The organism is Methylosinus sp. DMC45 (assembly GCF_056313885.1).
The window spans coordinates 67,845-84,586 of sequence record NZ_JBQUZK010000003.1 but is presented as its reverse complement, the minus strand read 5'-3'; the positions used below and the strand labels follow the sequence as shown (position 1 = coordinate 84,586).

At 66.7% G+C, this 16,742-nt stretch carries 15 protein-coding genes; 6 read left to right on the top strand and 9 right to left on the bottom strand.

Features of this window, described 5'->3' with window-relative positions; genetic code table 11:
* Positions 1 to 164: 164 nt before the first annotated feature.
* Entirely contained in the window at positions 165 to 734 is a 570-nt protein-coding gene (efp, locus tag ACT53T_RS00580; RefSeq protein WP_018267484.1) for an elongation factor P, read from the top strand.
* Positions 735 to 790: 56 nt separating this feature from the next.
* On the opposite strand, the gene ACT53T_RS00575 is transcribed toward efp, so the two are convergent.
* The 8 genes from ACT53T_RS00575 to ACT53T_RS00540 all read right to left on the bottom strand — a co-directional run bounded on the left by ACT53T_RS00575 (position 791) and on the right by ACT53T_RS00540 (position 9,731).
* Positions 791 to 1,201 (bottom strand): very short patch repair endonuclease, encoded by a 411-nt coding sequence (locus ACT53T_RS00575; protein ID WP_476159456.1) that lies wholly within the window; start codon positions 1,199 to 1,201, stop codon positions 791 to 793.
* A 5-nt stretch (positions 1,202 to 1,206) separates the two neighbouring features.
* Positions 1,207 to 2,358 carry a DNA cytosine methyltransferase gene (locus ACT53T_RS00570; RefSeq protein WP_476159454.1) on the bottom strand — a complete coding sequence of 384 codons (1,152 nt, stop codon included), beginning with the start codon at positions 2,356 to 2,358 and terminating at the stop codon, positions 1,207 to 1,209.
* 90 nt (positions 2,359 to 2,448) lie between these two features.
* Positions 2,449 to 3,111, bottom strand: a complete 663-nt coding sequence (locus ACT53T_RS00565) for a cytochrome c-type biogenesis protein (protein ID WP_476159453.1) — start codon at positions 3,109 to 3,111, stop codon at positions 2,449 to 2,451.
* Complete coding sequence (locus tag ACT53T_RS00560; protein WP_476159452.1) at positions 3,111 to 5,072, bottom strand: heme lyase CcmF/NrfE family subunit; 1,962 nt, start codon at positions 5,070 to 5,072, stop codon at positions 3,111 to 3,113. The genes ACT53T_RS00565 and ACT53T_RS00560 overlap by 1 nt, the downstream gene beginning before the upstream one ends.
* A 151-nt stretch (positions 5,073 to 5,223) precedes the next feature.
* On the bottom strand, positions 5,224 to 5,664 hold the full coding sequence (gene ccmE / locus ACT53T_RS00555) for a cytochrome c maturation protein CcmE (RefSeq protein ID WP_476159451.1): 441 nt from the start codon (positions 5,662 to 5,664) through the stop codon (positions 5,224 to 5,226).
* 1 nt (position 5,665) lies between these two features.
* Positions 5,666 to 6,772 (bottom strand): c-type cytochrome biogenesis protein CcmI, encoded by a 1,107-nt coding sequence (gene ccmI, locus ACT53T_RS00550; RefSeq protein WP_476159450.1) that lies wholly within the window; start codon positions 6,770 to 6,772, stop codon positions 5,666 to 5,668.
* A 57-nt stretch (positions 6,773 to 6,829) separates the two neighbouring features.
* Entirely contained in the window at positions 6,830 to 8,251 is a 1,422-nt protein-coding gene (locus ACT53T_RS00545) for a cryptochrome/photolyase family protein (RefSeq protein ID WP_476159448.1), read from the bottom strand.
* Positions 8,252 to 8,255: 4 nt separating this feature from the next.
* Positions 8,256 to 9,731 (bottom strand): amino acid permease, encoded by a 1,476-nt coding sequence (locus ACT53T_RS00540; protein WP_476159447.1) that lies wholly within the window; start codon positions 9,729 to 9,731, stop codon positions 8,256 to 8,258.
* Positions 9,732 to 10,038: 307 nt separating this feature from the next.
* Between ACT53T_RS00540 and ACT53T_RS00535 the strand changes: the two genes are divergently transcribed.
* The gene (locus ACT53T_RS00535; protein ID WP_476159445.1) at positions 10,039 to 11,010 is read left to right on the top strand and encodes an LLM class flavin-dependent oxidoreductase; all 972 of its coding nucleotides are present in this window, start codon (positions 10,039 to 10,041) and stop codon (positions 11,008 to 11,010) included.
* An 81-nt stretch (positions 11,011 to 11,091) separates the two neighbouring features.
* On the opposite strand, the gene ACT53T_RS00530 is transcribed toward ACT53T_RS00535, so the two are convergent.
* Positions 11,092 to 11,586: a GlcG/HbpS family heme-binding protein gene (locus ACT53T_RS00530; RefSeq protein ID WP_476159443.1), complete on the bottom strand. Its 495-nt coding sequence runs from the start codon at positions 11,584 to 11,586 to the stop codon at positions 11,092 to 11,094.
* Positions 11,587 to 11,883: 297 nt separating this feature from the next.
* Here ACT53T_RS00530 and ACT53T_RS00525 point away from each other — a divergent pair, with 297 nt between their 5' ends.
* The 4 genes from ACT53T_RS00525 to ACT53T_RS00510 all read left to right on the top strand — a co-directional run bounded on the left by ACT53T_RS00525 (position 11,884) and on the right by ACT53T_RS00510 (position 16,631).
* A complete protein-coding gene (locus tag ACT53T_RS00525) occupies positions 11,884 to 12,513 on the top strand; it encodes a helix-turn-helix domain-containing protein (RefSeq protein WP_476159442.1) in 630 nt (209 codons plus the stop codon).
* Between the two features lie 257 nt (positions 12,514 to 12,770).
* Positions 12,771 to 13,718 carry a family 2A encapsulin nanocompartment shell protein gene (locus ACT53T_RS00520; protein WP_018267496.1) on the top strand — a complete coding sequence of 316 codons (948 nt, stop codon included), beginning with the start codon at positions 12,771 to 12,773 and terminating at the stop codon, positions 13,716 to 13,718.
* A gap of 82 nt (positions 13,719 to 13,800) precedes the next feature.
* Entirely contained in the window at positions 13,801 to 15,999 is a 2,199-nt protein-coding gene (locus tag ACT53T_RS00515; protein WP_476159440.1) for a family 2A encapsulin nanocompartment cargo protein cysteine desulfurase, read from the top strand.
* 188 nt (positions 16,000 to 16,187) lie between these two features.
* Positions 16,188 to 16,631 carry an RrF2 family transcriptional regulator gene (locus ACT53T_RS00510; RefSeq protein WP_018267498.1) on the top strand — a complete coding sequence of 148 codons (444 nt, stop codon included), beginning with the start codon at positions 16,188 to 16,190 and terminating at the stop codon, positions 16,629 to 16,631.
* Positions 16,632 to 16,742: the final 111 nt, after the last annotated feature.

Sequence of the window (16,742 nt, the reverse complement as noted above, 5' to 3'; positions counted from 1 at the left end):
GAGGGCGGCGGCCGAGTCCCGCGCGAGAGGCGCGGACGAGCCTTTTTCGAGCGATCTGATCGCTCCAATGCGAAGCGGACCCTTTTTTGATCCGACCGGATCAGAAAAGGGTCCGAGCCGTTCATAGACCGGCCGAACGCGGCCAGCAATCGAGGATAAACAACGTGAAAGTCATCGCCAGCTCGATCCGCAAGGGCAATATCATCGAGAAGGAGGACGGCCATCTCTATGTCGTTCTGAAGGCCGAGAGCTTCTTCCCCGGCAAGGGCACGCCCACGACGCAGATCGACATGCGTCGCCTCGCCGACGGGGTGAAGGTCGCCGACCGCTACAAGACCACCGAGCAGGTCGAGCGCGCCTTCGTCGAGGATCAGGACTTCAGCTATCTCTTCGGCGATGACGACGGCTACACTTTCATGAACACCGCGACCTATGACCAGGTCATCGTGCCCAAGGACGTCATCGGCGATCAGGCGCAATGGCTGCAGGAAGGCATGGTCTGCATTCTGTCGCTGTTCAACGGAACCGCGGTGGCGATCCAGCTCCCGGCCCGCGTGACACTCGAGATCACCGAGACCGAGCCGGCGATGAAGGGCCAGACGGCCTCCTCTTCCTACAAGCCCGCCATCGCCTCCAACGGCGCCCGCGTGATGGTGCCGCCGCACATCCAGGCCGGCACGCGCATCGTCATCCAGACGGAAGACGGCTCTTACGTCGAGCGCGCGAAGGATTGATCCGAGCGAATAGCGAGTAGGGAGTAGCGAATAGAGCTTCTTCTATTCGCTATTCGCTATTCGCTATTCCCTAAGAACTCTCGCAGCTTCGCCTCCAGCGCCGCGCGGTCCTTCAGCTCGCATTCCCACACGATGAGCGCGCGCCAGCCGATGCTGGCGAGCTTTTCCTGATGCGCAATGTCGCGCGCGCGATTGCGGGCGATCTTGCCGCGCCAATAATCGGCGTTGGTCTTCGGCGTTCGGGCGCCGCGCGCGCAATCATGTCCGTGCCAGAAGCAGCCATGCACGAATATGGCGCGCTTTCTGCCCACATAGGCGATATCGGGATTGCCCGGCACATCCTCGCGATGCAGCCGATAATGCGGCGCGAAGCCGCGCAGCAGCGCGCGCACCGCTTTTTCGGGAGAGGTGTCGCGCGATTTCACCGCGCGCATGATGGCGGAGCGTTTGGCGGGGTCTTCCGCCATGGCCGTCAGGCGGCGGCTCTCGAGAGGCCGCGCAGCGTGATGAGCAGCGGCTCGAGAATATGCGCCGCGAGATGGCGCGCCACGGGCGCGACGACGCCGTCGCCGGTGAGGTGATAGGCCTCGTTGTAATTGCTCGGCAGCTGGTAATCCTCGGGCAGGCCCATCAGCCGCGCCGTCTCGCGCGCCGAGATCAATCGCGAGCGCATGCGGCCCTTCTCGACGATCAGCACGATTTGTCGGCTGGAGCCGCCGGCGGGCGTGCGCAGGCAGCCGGCGAGATCGTCGAAGCGCGCCTCGGCGCGCTGAATCTTCACGCCATCGGCGCCATAGCGCGTGCGGCGATAGAGCGTTCCCACCATGCGCCGCCCAGCGCGCTTCGCCGCCTCCACCTTGGCGCGATTGAGATCGCTCATCTTGGCGAGCAGCGCTTGCGTCTCCTCGCGATCATGCCAGGCGACGCCCTCCGGCCTATCGTCGATAACATCGGCGAGGCGCGTGTTGCGCGCGGCGGCCGCGGCGAGGCGCCACCAGATCCAATTCTCACGCAGCGCACGCGGCAGGCGCTTCTGCGCCGTGAGCAGCGCGCGCGTATGCCAGAGCGGCGAGGGCTCCGCAGTCGTCAGCTCGGCGGGAGCGACGAAATCGCCATGCAGCGCGACGATGAACAAGCGCGGCCGCGATTGCGGCACGAACAGCGCGGCGTCGATCACCAGCGCGCCGAAGCGATAGTTCTCGCCGGCGAGCGCGCCGCAGAGCGATTCGAAATCCTTGCCGCCATGCGAGGTCAGCGCGCCGCAGACATTCTCCAGCACCAGGAGCGGCGGATGGCGGCCCTCCTTGCGCAGCGCTTTGACGATCTCGAAAAAGGGCCAGAAGGTTCCCGAGCGCTCGCCCTTCAGCCCCGCGCCGGCGCCGGCCAGCGAGAGGTCCTGACAGGGGAAGGAGGCCCAGACGAGATCGGCTCTGCCGGGCAGATCGGCGGTCGTCACCTTGCGCACATCGCCGGGGAAGAGCTCCTCGCCGCCCCAATTGGCGCGATAGCTCTCGCATTTCTTCAGGTCGAAATCATTGGCGAATAGGCATCGCCAGCCGTCGCCGAGCCCGGCGCGCGCCATGCCGCCGCCGGCGAAGAATTCGTAATAGCTCGGTCTGTCCATGCGGCGAGTCTAGCGCGATTCGAGAGGCGGCGACATGCCCCCTCCCCAGCCCTCCCCCGCTATGCGGGAGAGGGGGTTAGACTCGGCGTTTCATCGAGGGTTCGCGTCGGGATGGCCGCTTCCCTCTCCCGCGTTAGCGGGGGAGGGTGAGGGAGGGGGCTCGACGCCCAGCGCCTGCAATTGCGCGCGCTCTTCCGCGGTGAGCGCGGCGGCGGTGCGGCGATTGCGGCGCGTGGCCGCGAAGATGGCCCAGACGCCGCCGATCAGCGCCAGCGCGGGGGCCGCCCACAGCAGCAGCGTTTCGCGCTTCACCGGCGGGCGCAGCAGCACGAAATCGCCGTAGCGCGCCACGACATAATCGCGCACCTCGGCGTCGCTCGCGCCGTCCTGCAGCCGCTCGCGCACGATGACGCGCAGGTCCTTGGCGAGAGGCGCGTCGGAATCGTCGATGGACTGATTTTGGCAGACGAGGCAGCGCAATTCGCTGGCGATGGCGCGCGCGCGGGCCTCGAGCTTGGGATCGGCGAGCTTTTCGGAGGGCTCGACGGCGAGAGCAGGAGACAGAAGCGCAACGCTCAAAAGCAAGGCCGAAACAATGCGCGCGACTCCCCTCTCCCGCTTGCGGGAGAGGGTGGCCCTGCGTAGCAGGGTCGGGTGAGGGCTCGTGGGACCCTCATCCGTCGCGCATTCGCGCGACACCTTCTCCCGCAGGCCGGAGAAGGGGCGCTCTCCGAGATTCGACAAAATTCCCATCACTCCGCCGCCTGCGGCTGCGCAGCCGTGCGGGCGCGGCTGGCGACGCCGATGCGCAGGCGCCGATCGGCGAGCGACAATCCGCCGCCGAGCGCCATCACCACGGCGCCGAGCCAGATCAGCAGCACCAGCGGCTTGTAATAGAGCCGCGCGTCCAGCGTTCCATCCTCATGTTGCTCGCCCAGAGCCGCATAGACCTGGCCGAGGCCGAGCGTGACGATGCCCGCCTCCGTGCGCGCCATGCGGCGCGCCTGATAGAAGCGCTTCGCCGGCTCTATATGCGCGATCGTCTCGCCGCCCTTGCGCAGCGCCATCACGGCGTAGGTTTCCGCATAATTGGGGCCGGCGCGCGAGGCGATGTCCTCGATCACGATCTGATAGGGGCCGACCTCTTGGGCGACGCCCGGCTTCATGGCGACGATCTGCTCGACGCCCCAGCCGGTCGCGGCGAGGCCGAGCAGCGACAGGCCCATTCCCGCATGGGCGATCGAGGTTCCCCAGGCCGAGAGCGGCAGGCCTTTCAATCGCGCGAGCGCATTGCCTTGCGCGACGCGTTGCGCAATGTCCGAAAACGCGCCGACGACGAGATAGACGGCGAGGCCGGCGCTGACGATGGAGAGAACCGGCGCGCCATAGAGCGCGCCGAAAGCCGCGAGCGCCGCGACGCCCGCCGCAAAGGCCGCGCGCAGGCGTTGCAGCGCGGCGGCGAGATCGCCGCGCTTCCAGGCGAGCATTTGGCCGATCGGCATCAGCAGCACGAGCGGCAGAGCGATCGGGATCAAGACGGTGTTGAAGAAAGGCGCGCCGACGGAAATCTTGTCGCCGGTCAGCGCCTCCAGCGCCAGCGGATAGAGCGTGCCGATGACGACGGTCGCGCAGGCGACGGTCAGCAGCAGATTATTGACGACCAGCGCGCCCTCGCGCGAGATCGGCGCGAAGAGGCCGCCCGTCGGCAGAGCGCTGGCGCGAAAGGCGAAGAGCGCCAGCGCGCCGCCGATGAAGGCGACGAGGATCGCGAGAATGAACACGCCGCGCTCGGGATCGCTGGCGAAAGCGTGCACCGAGGTGAGCACGCCGGAGCGCACGAGAAAAGTGCCGAGCAGCGACAGCGAGAAGGCGAGAATGGAGAGGAAGATCGTCCAGACCTTCAGCGCCTCGCGCTTTTCCATCACCGCCGCGCAATGCAGCAGCGCCGTGCCGGCGAGCCAGGGCATGAGCGAGGCGTTCTCGACCGGATCCCAGAACCAGAAGCCGCCCCAGCCCAAAGTGTAATAGGCCCAGTACGAGCCCATCGCGATGCCGAGCGTCAGGAATATCCAGGCGGCGAGCGTCCACGGCCGCACGAAGCGCGCCCAGGCGGCGTCTATGCGTCCACCGATCAACGCCGCAGCGGCGAAAGAAAAGACGATCGAGAAGCCGACATAGCCGAGATAGAGCAGCGGCGGATGAATGGCGAGGCCGGGGTCTTGCAGAATGGGGTTGAGGTCGCGCCCCTGCCAGGGCGGATCGGCGACGCGCGCGAAAGGATTGGAGGTCAGCAGAATGAAGGCGAGAAAGGCCGCGCCCATCAATCCCTGCACGGCGAGCGTGTCGGCGCGCAGCAAATCCGGCATGGCGCGCGAGAGCAAAGCGATGGCCGCGCCGCAGGAGGAGAGCACCAGCACCCACAGCAGCATGGAGCCTTCGTGATTTCCCCACACGCCGGAGATTTTATAAATCATCGGCTTTAAGGAGTGGGAGTTCTCGATCACATTGACGAGCGAGAAATCCGAGACGACATGCGCATAGGTGAGCGCGCCATAGGCCGTGGCGACGAGGAGAAATTGCGCCACCGCCACAGGGCGCGCGACGCGCATCAGCGCGACATCGCGCAGCCGCGCGCCGACGAAGGGAAGAATGGCCTGCGCCAGCGCGAGAGCCAGCGCCAGAACGAGCGCGAAATGGCCGGTCTCGACGATCATATCTGCACCCCTCCCGAGGCGTGATGGCGAATGAAGCGATGCGAGAGCACGGACGCGGCTGTGGATCGCTTCGTCGCTCCGCTCCTCGCAATGACGGCTTCGTCATTGCGAGCGAAGCGAAGCAATCCAGGGCCGCGGGGCGTTCCGCTACTCACTTCTTCTCTCCCTGCCACACGCCCTGCTTTTTCAGCGAGTCGGCGACTTCGCGCGGCATGTAGCGCTCATCGTGCTTGGCCAGCACGCTGTCGGCGCGAAAGGCGCCGTCGGCGCCGAGCGTTCCATCGACGACGACGCCCTGTCCCTCGCGGAACAGGTCCGGCAGCAGGCCCTTATAGGCGACGCCGAGATCGGCGGTTCTGTCGGTGACGGTGAAAGCGACATTGCGGTCGTCGCCGCGCCGCACCGAGCCTTCCTTCACCAGGCCGCCGATGCGCAGCCGCGTCCCCGGCGCGACATGCTTTTGCGCGAGCTCTGCGGGCGAATAGAAGAACACGATATTGTCGCGCAGCGCGAACAGCGCCAGCCCGACGGCGACGGCGAGAACCGCGAGCGCGCCGGAGATGAGCGCGAGCCTCTTGCCCTTGCGAGTCATATCAACCTCCAACGCCCAATTCGCGCGCCAGCGCATCGACGCGGGCGAGACCATCCTTGTCCTGCGCCAGCGCCTTGCGGGCGCCGTCGAGCGCGGTCTTGGCCTTTTCCGTCTCGGCCAGCACGCTATAGGCGCGGATGAGCCGCAGCCAGCCCTCGACATCGGCGCCGTCCTGCTCGAGCTTGCCGCGCAGACGCTCCACCATTGTGCGAATGGCGTCCATTCGCTGCGCCTCGGGCATTGCTGCGATCTTCGCGCCCTCCTCGCTCGTCGGCGCGGATTCGGGCGCGGGCGCGCCGCGCAATTGCGCGAGCAGCGCTTCGACGCGCGGACGCCAGGGGGCGTCGGCCGGGCCGTCGGAGACGAGCTTGGTCCATATGTCTTCGGCCTTCTCGCGCGCGCCGGTCTGCGCCGCCTCGAGGCCGAGGTAGAAGCGCGCCATGGCGGATTGCGGATCGAGCGCGAGCGCCGCCTCGAACTCGCGCATGGCCTGCGGCGTCACGCGGCCTTCCGAGGCCAGCACGCGCGCCTCGCCGAGCGCATTGTGGCGATGCGGCGTCGGCCCCAGCAGGCGCAGCGCCTTCTCATAGGCGTCGGCGGCGTCCGCCGCGCGGCCGTTGCGCAGATAGAAGGGGGCGATCACCTCATAGCCGCGGCCATCCTCGGGATGCTCGGCGAGATGCGCCTCTATGCGCGCCACGGCGGTCGCAATGTCGGTGTGGCCGGGCTTGGCCTCGAGCCGCGCCTCGAGCGAGGCGTCCGGCAGATCGGGACGGCCGAGCTTGCCATAGAGCGGCAGCGCGAGAGCGGGGATCAGAATGATCGCGCTCGCCGCCGCGACAATGGCGTTGCGTCGGGAAGACGCGGCGGCGCCGGCGCTCGCGCCGCGGGCGCGCAGCAGGCGGCGGGCGGCCTCGGTCCGCGCGGTCTCGGCGTCGGCGGCGGACAGGCGCCCTTCGGCGCTCTCTCGCGCGATCTCGGCGATCTGCTCCTCGAAAAAGGCGATGTCGGTGGCGGCGGCGTCGGCGACGCCGCTTTTGCGGGCGAGCGGCCACAGCACGCTCATGACTGCGGCGCCGGTCAGTAGAGCGAAGATAAGCCAGATCATGGCCCGGCTGTTTAGAGGGAATCCGACTGAGAGGGAAGGGAGATAGAATTTCCCGCCTCAGCCGGCGCGTAGAGAAGCGTAAGCTTCGAGCGCTCTTCGACGCGCCGCGGCGTGATCGACGATGGGCCGCGGATAGGTCTCGCCGAGAGCAATCCCCGCTTCGCGCAGCGCGCGTTCCGGCGCGGCCCAAGGCTTGTGAATATATTTCGCCTCGAGCCGCGCCAGCTCGGGGACGAAGCGGCGGACAAAGGCGCCGTCGGGATCGAATTTCTCGCCCTGCAGCACGGGATTGAAGATGCGGAAATAAGGCGCGGCGTCGGCGCCGCAGCCGGCGACCCATTGCCAATTGCCGGAATTATCGGCGAGATCGGCGTCGACCAGCGTGTCCCAGAACCAGCGTTCGCCCTCCCGCCAGGGCAGCAGCAGATGCTTCACCAGAAAGGAGGCGGCCACCATGCGCAGCCGATTATGCATGAAGCCGGTCCGCCACAGCTGGCGCATGGCGGCGTCGACCAGCGGATAGCCGGTTTCGCCCTTCTTCCAGGCTTCGAGCGCGCCTGCGTCGCTCGTCCAGGGGAAGCGCGCGAAGGATTTGTCGAGCGGCGCCTTCGGCATATCGGGATGGGCGGCGAGCAGATGGTGGCAAAATTCCCGCCAGCCGAGCTCGCGCAGAAAGGCAAGGCGGCCCGCCTCGGGTGCGGCGACAGTCGCGCTCCAGATCTGCATCGGCGAAATCTCGCCCCAATGGAGATGCGGCGAAAGGCGCGAGGCGCCGTCCTTCGCGGGAAAATCCCGCAGCAGAGCATAGGCGCCTATGCCGTCGCGCAGAAAATCGGCGAGGCGCCGCTGCGCGTCGGCCTCGCCCGGACGCCGGCTCTCGCGCAGGCCTTCCGCCCAATCCGGCGCCTTCGGCTGCAGCCGCCAATCGGCGAGCCGATCGCTCGCGGGGGCGGGCGCGGCGCGGAGCTTTTTCGGCGCGGGCAGAGGCGGCGCCGGCTGCAGAAGCTCGGCGAGCGCGCGCCAGAAGGGCGTGAAGACGCGGAAGGGCTTGCCTTGCGCATTGCAGACCGAGCCGGGCTCGGCGAGCAGCGCGCCGGCGAAGCTTCGCGTCGTGACGCCCTTCTCGCGCAGCTTCGCCTCCAGCCGCGCGTCGCGATCTGTCGCCCAGGGCTCATAGATGCGGTTGCAATAGACGGCGGCGGCGCCGGTCTCCACGACGAGGCGCCAGAGCTCCGCCTGCGCGTCGCCGCGCCGCAGCGTCAGCGGCGCGCCGCGCTTCTCGAGATCGCGCGAGAGGGCGGCGAGGCTCTCGTGCAGCCACCAGCGGGCGGCGCCGCCGAGCCGCCACTCGCCGCCTTCTTCCTCGTCCAGAATAAAGGCGGGGATCAGCGGCGCGCCGGAGGCGACGGCGGCGCTCAGGGCGTGATTATCGGTGAGCCGAAGGTCGCGCCGAAACCAGATGATGGCCGGCGCGCTCAACGCATCACCTGCGGCGGGTGCGCAGGCTGCCGTAGAAATAATAGAGCGCGAGCCCGGCCGCCATCCAGACGAAGAGGCGGATCCAGGTTTCGATCGGCAGCGCGCCCATCAGCGCGAGACAGGAGAAAATGCCGCAAATCGGCACCCATGGAATGCCCGGCGCGCGGAAGGGACGATGCAGCTCCGGGTTCTTGCGACGCAAATAGAGCACGGCGCCGCAGACGAGCGCGAAAGCGGAGAGCGTGCCGATCGACACCATCTCGTCGAGAATCTCGATGGGGAAGAGGCCGGCGGCGACCGCCACCAGCACGCCGACGACGATCTGGCTGATCGCCGGGGTCTTATAGACCGGGTGCAGCCTGGCGAAGACGGAGGGCAGCATGCGGTCATGCGCCATCGAGTAGAAGACGCGCGTCTGGCCGAAGAGCAGCGCCAGTATGACGGTGGTGAGGCCGGCCAGCGCGCCGATCTTGACGATCCACGCCATCCAGGAGGCGCCGGTGGCGTCCATCGCCACGGCGATCGGGTCCGGCACATTGAGCGCCGTGTAGGAGACGACGCCCGTCGCCACGCCGGCGACGCCGATGAACAGCACGGTGCAGATGGCGAGCGAGCCGATGATGCCGATCGGCACGTCGCGCTGCGGCAGCTTGGCCTCCTGCGCCGCCGTCGAGACCGCGTCGAAGCCGATATAGGAGAAGAAGACGACGGAAGCGCCGCGCAGCACGCCGCTCCAGCCGTAATGGCCGAACTCGCCGGTGTTCTCGGGCACGAAAGGCGTCCAATGCGCCGTGTCGATATGGGAGACGCCGAAGATGATGACGATCAGCACCACGGCGAGCTTCACGAAGACGATGAAATTATTGAACATCGAAGATTCGTGCGTGCCGCGCGCCAAGAGCAGCGAGAGCGCCAATATCACCAGAGCCGCCGGCAGGTTGAAGAATCCATGGCCGGCCGCGGCGCCGACATGGCCGGCTTCCGAGAAATAGGCCGTCGTCCATTGTGGCGGCAAATCTATGCCGATTCCATGCAGCACGCGGTTGAAATAGCCCGCCCAGCCGACCGCCACCGTCGCCGCGCCGAGCCCATATTCGAGCACGAGATCCCAGCCGATGATCCAGGCGAAAACCTCGCCGAGCGTGGCGTAAGTGTAGGTGTAGGCGCTGCCCGAGACGGGGATGAGCGCGGCGAGCTCCGAATAGCAGAGCGCGACGAAGGCGCAGGCGAGGCCAGCGAGCGCGAAGGAGATGACGACGCCCGGCCCGGCGAACTTCGCCGCCACAGTGCCGGTGAGCACGAAGATGCCGGCGCCGATGATGCCGCCTATGCCGAGCGCGGTGAGCGAGACCGGCCCGAGGGCGCGCGCGAAATTGCCGCCTTCCTCGATGTGATTTTCAGCGAGAATTTCGTCTACGCTCTTGCGGGCGAAAAAATTGCGCGTCGGCGCGCGCGCGCCGGTCGTCGTGTCTTGCACCACGAGGAGATCCCTTCTTCCGCAATCGGCGCTCGCGCGGAAAGCGCGCAGGCCGTGGTCGGGCCGCGATTATGGTTGCGCTGTGAAAAGGTTACAAGAGGCGCAAGCGTGAGCGGCAGGGTGATCGCGCCTTGGGCGGCCTTGTCGCATTTCCGACGTCGGCCGCTCGTCGCGGAAGCGGCCGAGGGCGCCGGAGCGGCGGAATCTCGCTGTTCGACGCAGAAAATGCGGGCCGCGCGGGGGCGGCTCGGTTGTTGCACGTCTTCGCGCAATCTCCCCGGCGCCTGGCCGGGCCAGCTGGAGCGGCGCGATGAATCCGCGTTTTGGTTATCTCTGCCTGTTCGACAATCCGACCCTCGAGGCCGGCCGGGCCTTGACGCGCCAGCTCATATTGGTGCGTGAGGCGGAGCGCATGCGCTTCGACGACATTTGGTTCGCCGAGCATCATTTCGACGATCATTTCCCGAGCGGCGCCTGCTCGGTCATGCTCGGCTATGCGGCGGGCGTCACCATGCGCGCGCGCATCGGCTCGGCGTCGTTTCTGCCGGCGCTGCGCGATCCGATCCAGCTCGCCGAAGATGTCGCCAGCATCGATCTCTTGACCAAGGGCCGGTTCAGCTTCGGCGTCGCCAGCGGCGCCGATTTTCCCAAGCAGACCCTCAATTTCGGCGTCGCGCCGGAAGACGCCAACGAGCGCGGCCTGGAGGCGCTCGAACTCGTCGAACGCCTGCTGCTGGAGAGCGAGGTCACGCATAAGGGCAAATATTTCCAGGTGGAGAAGCTGAGCCTCTCGCCGCGGCCGGAGCAGAAGGTTCCGACCTGGATCGCGACGACGACGGAGAGCACGATTCGCCTCGCTGCGCGCAAGGGCTATGGGCTCATGGCGTCGGCGACCTGCACGAATGACGAGCTGCATCGCATTCTCGGCGTCTACAAAGACGAGGCGCCCGACGGCGACCCGCGTCTGGTGCTCGCGCGCTTCGGCTTTGCGACACAGGAACGCGCCGAGGCGGTGTCGATCGCGACCCCCTATCTCGAGGATTTCTGCGCCAAGGCCAATGCCGCGCGCGCCGAGGGCGAGGCGCCGCTCGATCCGCAGGCGCTTTTGTCCATGTCGCTGGTCGGCAGCTTCAAGGAGGTCGCGGACCAGGTGAACAGTCTGAACGAGGAGTTCGGCGTGCATGGCATAGCGATGGCGCCCACCACCTCGCAATTCGACACGGTGAAGCGCTGTCTCGCGGCTTTCGTCGACGAGATTCGTCTGCGTCTGCCGGTGGATTGATCGAGAGCGCTTTCCGATCGAACGGAAAGAGCTCTCGAGGTGAGAGAGCCGCTCGGCCGAGCGGCTCTCTGATCTGTCGCTCTACTTGAGCTGGTCGGCGACCTTGTCGATGCCGGCCTTGGCGCAGGCCTCGTCCTTGTCGCCGCCCGGCGCGCCGGAGACGCCGACGGCGCCGATCACCACATCGCCCGCCTTGATCGGCAGAGCGCCCTGCGCCGCGATCACATTGGCGAGATGCACGGCGCTCAGCGTCGGATTGTCCTTCACGCGCTGCGCGAACTCGCCCGAGGGCGTGCGGAAGGTGCGCGAGGTGTAGGCCTTGCGATGGCTGTTCTCGAAAGTATGCGGCGAGGAGCCGTCGCCGCGAATGGCGATGAGGATCTGGCCCTCCTCGCCGACCACAGTCACCGAGATGCGATAGCCCTGCTGATAGCAGACGTCATAGGCGGTCTGCGCAATGGCGAGGGCGACCGGCGTCGGCAGGATCTTCTGCGTGAGCAGCTCGGCGTTGGCGGGCGCCAGCGTCGCGGCGAAGGCGCCGAGAGCGGCGAAGGAGGCGAGGAGTTTCGACGTCATGGTCTCTCCGGGGAAGAGGAAATTTTGCTCCACATCCCGACGGGGATGGTAAACCGATCAATGTTATAGAATTCATGAACCGTCAAGGCCGCGCTATAGCGCGCCGATTGGACGAGCCTTGTCGCCGATACGCTGCCGCGCGTAGCGAGCCTTCTCCAAAAATGCAAAGAAAAGAACGAAAAATCTGCAGTGTGGCGAATAGGTCGCGCTCGCCGAAGAAAAGCCGCGCGCCCGTCATAATTCTTGACCGCGGCCAAAGCGACAGATTAAAAAATATTTAGAAAATAGGAGTTGTCGATGGGTAGATTCCAGCGTTCGTCCGACTCCGAGCCGCCCCGCAGCGAAGCCTCCGAGCGCCTCGCCGATACGGTGGCGCAGCGGCTCGAGCGGCTGATCGCCCGCAAGGGCCGCTCGCTCGAGCGGCTCGCCGAGCTGAGCGGCGTCGAGCTGGAAGAGCTGCGGTCGATCGAATCCGGGGCCAAGGCGCCGACGATCGCCCATTTGTGGCGCATCGCCAATGCGATCGGCGTTCCCTTCGGCAGCCTCGTCGCCTCGCAGGAGCGCAGCGGCGTGCTCGTCATGCGCAAGGCCAGCCCGCGGCTGATCGGCTCGCAGGACGGCAATTTTCTCTCGCGCCCCTTGTTTCCCTATGACAGCGCCCGGCCCGTCGAATTCTATGAGGTCACGATCGCGCCGCTGCATCAGGAGCGCGCCGAGGCCCATGCCCCGGGCGCGAAGGAGACGCTGGTCGTCGCGCAAGGTGAGATCGAGATCATCGCCGGCCGCGAGCCGCCGGTGACGCTCGCCGCGGGCGACGCCGTCGATTTTCTCGCCGACGTGCCGCACAGCTATCGCAATCTCGGCGAGACGCCGGCGAGCTTCTTTCTCGTGATGTCCTATGCCGCGGCCGAGGCGAGCGAGACGTGAGCGCTGCGGTCGGCGCTCTTCGACACACTATATAGTTCTTGTAGACGTATAGTAAGTGAATATAAAAAGATAAGTAATTGAAAGTAGTAAAATTTTCTATTTCGAATACTATTGATTTGCATGGGGGACGACTGTAGTTATCGCTCGCGGTTCGGATTCGTCCCGCCGCGCTTTTTCGATGACGGCCGACGTTCATCGGCGTCCGCGCGAGCTGAAGCTCGCGTCGGCGCCGGGCGCATCGTTCGAGGAATGAACCCATGACCACGGAACCAGAAGTCCGGCGGACGCTGAGCGAATCTGCGGCCCGCCAGCTCGCCAATGCGACCAAGACGAGAGCGCAGTGGTCGGGCATCACCCCGCGCTGGCTCGTGTCCTTTCTGCCTTGGACGCCCGTCGAGGCCGGCATCTACCGGCTGAACCGCGTGAAGGAAGAGGGCGCCCTCACCGACGCCGACGTGACCTGCAGCCCGGCCCGCGACCGCGACGCCGATCTGCCGGAGACCTTCGTCGATTACGAGGATCATCCGCGCGAATATTCGATGAACGCGGTCACGACCGTGCTCGACGTGCAGACCCGCGTCTCCGATCTCTACAGCCATCCTTACGATCAGATCCAGGAGCAGGTCCGCCTGCTGACGGAGAAGGTCAAGGAGAAGCAGGAGAGCGAGCTCATCAACAACGCCGAATACGGCCTGCTCGCCAACGCCCATCCGTCCATGAAGATCAGGACGCGGACGGGCGCGCCGACGCCGGACGATCTCGACGAGCTCATCACCAAGGTGTGGAAGGAGCCGGCCTTCTTCCTCGCGCATCCGCGCGCCATTGCGGCCTTCGGTCGCGAATGCACCCGCCGCGGCGTGCCGCCGCCGACCGTCACCTTGTTCGGCTCGCCCTTCATCACTTGGCGCGGCCTGCCGCTGGTGCCGAGCGACAAGCTCTTCATCGACGAGAACGGCAAGACCAATATTCTGCTGCTGCGCACGGGCGAGAAGAAGCAGGGCGTGATCGGCCTGTTCCAGCCGGGCATTCCTGGCGAGGTGGCGCCGAGCCTTTCGGTGCGCTTCATGGGCATCAACCGCAAGGCCATCGCCTCCTATCTCATCTCGCTCTATTGCTCGGCCGCCGTGCTGACGCATGACGCGCTCGGCGTGCTCGAGGGCGTCGAGGTGGGCAAGTTCCACGATTACGGCGACAAATACGTCTGATCTTCGGCTCTAAAGAGCCGCTCGCGCCGGCGGAGCATCGCCGCCGGCGCGCTTTTTCCGAACCTTTCGAGAGAGAGCGATCATGTCTTCTGCGCCGTCCAATTCCGCGGCCTTCGGCGCCAGCGCGCCGGACGCGCCCTCCGAGGAGACGCTGACGCGCCATGGCGCGCCGGCCTTTCCCGATCCGGCCATGATCGCCCGCCTCGCCAATGCTTTTTTCCAGGCCTCGCCCAGCGAATCGCCGGCGACGCTCTCTCCCGGCGCGCCGATCGTGCCGCCGACCCTTCCCGAGGCGCCGGCCCCCTCCATCGTCACCAGCGTCGCGCCCTATGCGCCGGCGCGGGCGCCCGTGGGGCCGCCGGACGTTCCGCCGACGACGATTCCCTCCATCGCGCCGACGCCCAATCTCTCCGCGCCCTCGGCGCCGGTCGGCCTGCAGCCGGCGGTCCCGCCCTATGGGCTCTCGGACGTTCCGCAGCCGGGCGCGTCCGCCGGCGCCTTCGAGCCGGGGAGCCCTTCGGCGGCGGCGATCGATTATTCCGCCATTCCCAGCACGCTGGCGCAATATGGCGGCGCCGCCCCCGTGCAGGCGCCGGCCCCCTATGGCGCCTATGACGCCGGCTCCGTCCCCGGCGGCGTGAAAGCCGCCCCGGCCGACAATCTCTATTTCCTGCACGAGCGCGCGACGCCCGCCGCCGCGCCATCCGATCCCTCGCTCTCGCTCGTCGATCGCTATGACGTCGATGGCGCGCCGGAAGCGCCCGCCATCGTTGCGCCGGATGCGGCGCCGGAGAGCTTCGCCTATTCCGGCCCCTCCGAGGCCGATCCGCATCGCGTCTCGGATGCGTTCGCGCTTGGGACGCCCAATGTCGCGCTGCCGGAAATCTCCGGGCAGGAGCGCAGCTTCGCGCCCGGCGCCGCCGGCCCCGCGGCGACCGATTCGCTCTATTTCCTCGATCGCGCCGGCGCCGTTCCCGCCGCGCCGAAGACGGCTCCGCAAGAGTCGCAGGGCTATGCGCCGCAGCTCGCGGCCAGCGCGCCGGCGAGCCGGGCGGCCTTCGACCCCTATGCGGTGAAGCGCGACTTCCCCATTCTGCAGCAGCAGGTGCATGGCAAGCAGCTGGTTTGGCTCGACAACGCCGCGACGACGCAAAAGCCGCAGGCGGTCATCGACCGTCTCGCGCACTTCTACGAATATGAGAATTCCAACATTCATCGCGCCGCCCATGCGCTGGCGGCGCGCTCGACCGACGCCTATGAGGCCGCGCGCGAGAAGGCGCGCCGCTTCCTGAAGGCGCCTTCGGTCAAGGACATCATCTTCGTGCGCGGCGCGACCGAGGCGATCAATCTCGTCGCCCAGGCCTGGGGTCGCCGCAATGTGCAGGCGGGGGACGAGATCGTCGTCTCCTGGCTCGAGCATCACGCCAATATCGTGCCCTGGCAGCAGCTCTGCGCCGAGAAGGGCGCGCGTCTGCGCGTCGCGCCGGTGGACGATCGGGGCCAGATCATCCTCGAGGAATATGAGAAGCTGCTGAACCCCAAGACGCGGATCGTCTCGGTGACGCAGGTCTCCAACGCGCTCGGCACGGTGACGCCGGTGCATGAGATCACGGCCATGGCCCATCGCCACGGCGCGCGCGTGCTCATCGACGGCGCGCAGTCCGTCTCGCATATGCCGGTGGACGTGCAGTCGATCGGCTGCGATTTCTTCGTCTTCTCCGGCCATAAGGTGTTCGGCCCGACGGGAATCGGCGTCGTCTACGGCAGGGACGACGTTCTCGCCGACATGCCGCCCTGGCAGGGCGGCGGCAATATGATCGCCGACGTCACCTTCGAGAAGACCATCTATCAAGGCCCGCCGGAGCGTTTCGAGGCCGGCACCGGCAATATCGCCGACGCCGTGGGCCTTGGCGCCGCGCTCGATTATGTCGAATCGATCGGCATGGAGGTGATCGCCCGCTACGAGCATGATCTCCTCGTCTATGCGACGGAGAAGATGCGCATGGTGCCGGGCCTCACCTTCATCGGCACGGCGGCGGAGAAGGCGAGCGTGCTCTCCTTCGTGCTCGACGGCCATCGCACCGAGGAGGTCGGCAAGGCGCTGGACCGCGAGGGCATAGCGGTGCGCGCCGGCCATCATTGCGCGCAGCCGATTCTGCGCCGCTTCGGCCTCGAGGCGACAGTGCGGCCGTCGCTGGCCTTCTATAATACATGCGCGGATGTCGACGCGCTGGTCGCCGCGCTTTTGCGCCTGCAGAGCGGCCGCGCCGGCTTTTTCTGATGGATGCCGCTCGTCGCTCGAGGGGTCGTGATCGGGCCTCTCGGGCGCTCGAGGAAAATCTTCTTTGGCGCCGGCAGGCGCGCATCCTCACCATCTTCCGTCCGTCGTTTCAACGAAAGCTCTATCGTCTTTATTGACTTCCCGACTCGCCACTAATAGTCTACAGTTTTTATAGACGAGGTGGCCCGATGCTGACGAAAAAAGGCAAATACGGCATCAAAGCCATGAGCTATCTCGCGCGATTCGAGCCTGGGCGGACGGTGCCGGTGCAGGAGATCGCGACGACGCAGCGCATTCCCAAAAAATTTCTCGACGCCATTCTCTGCGAGCTGCGCAATCTCGGCTATGTCAGCTCCAAAATGGGCAAGGGCGGCGGCTACACGCTGGCCCGCCCGGCCGAGACCATCACCGTCGGCAACATCATTCGCGCGCTCGACGGTCCGCTCGCGCCGCTCCCCTGCGCCAGCAAGACGCGCTACCAGCCCTGCGACGATTGCGTCGATGTCGAAAAATGCGCCGTCCGGCTGGTGATGCAGGACGCTCAGCGCGCTCTGTCCGGCGTGCTCGACAATTGCTCGCTCGCCCATGTTCGCGACCTCGCCGATGAGGTCGCGCTCTGCTACGAGATCTGATCTTTCAATCGCTTCGCAGCATTGCGTAGAGCCTGCGGCGCGCATGGCGCCGTGCGGGCGGCCGAGCGCCGGCGCGCACGTGCGACGACGTGCGGATCGCCCTGCTTTTTT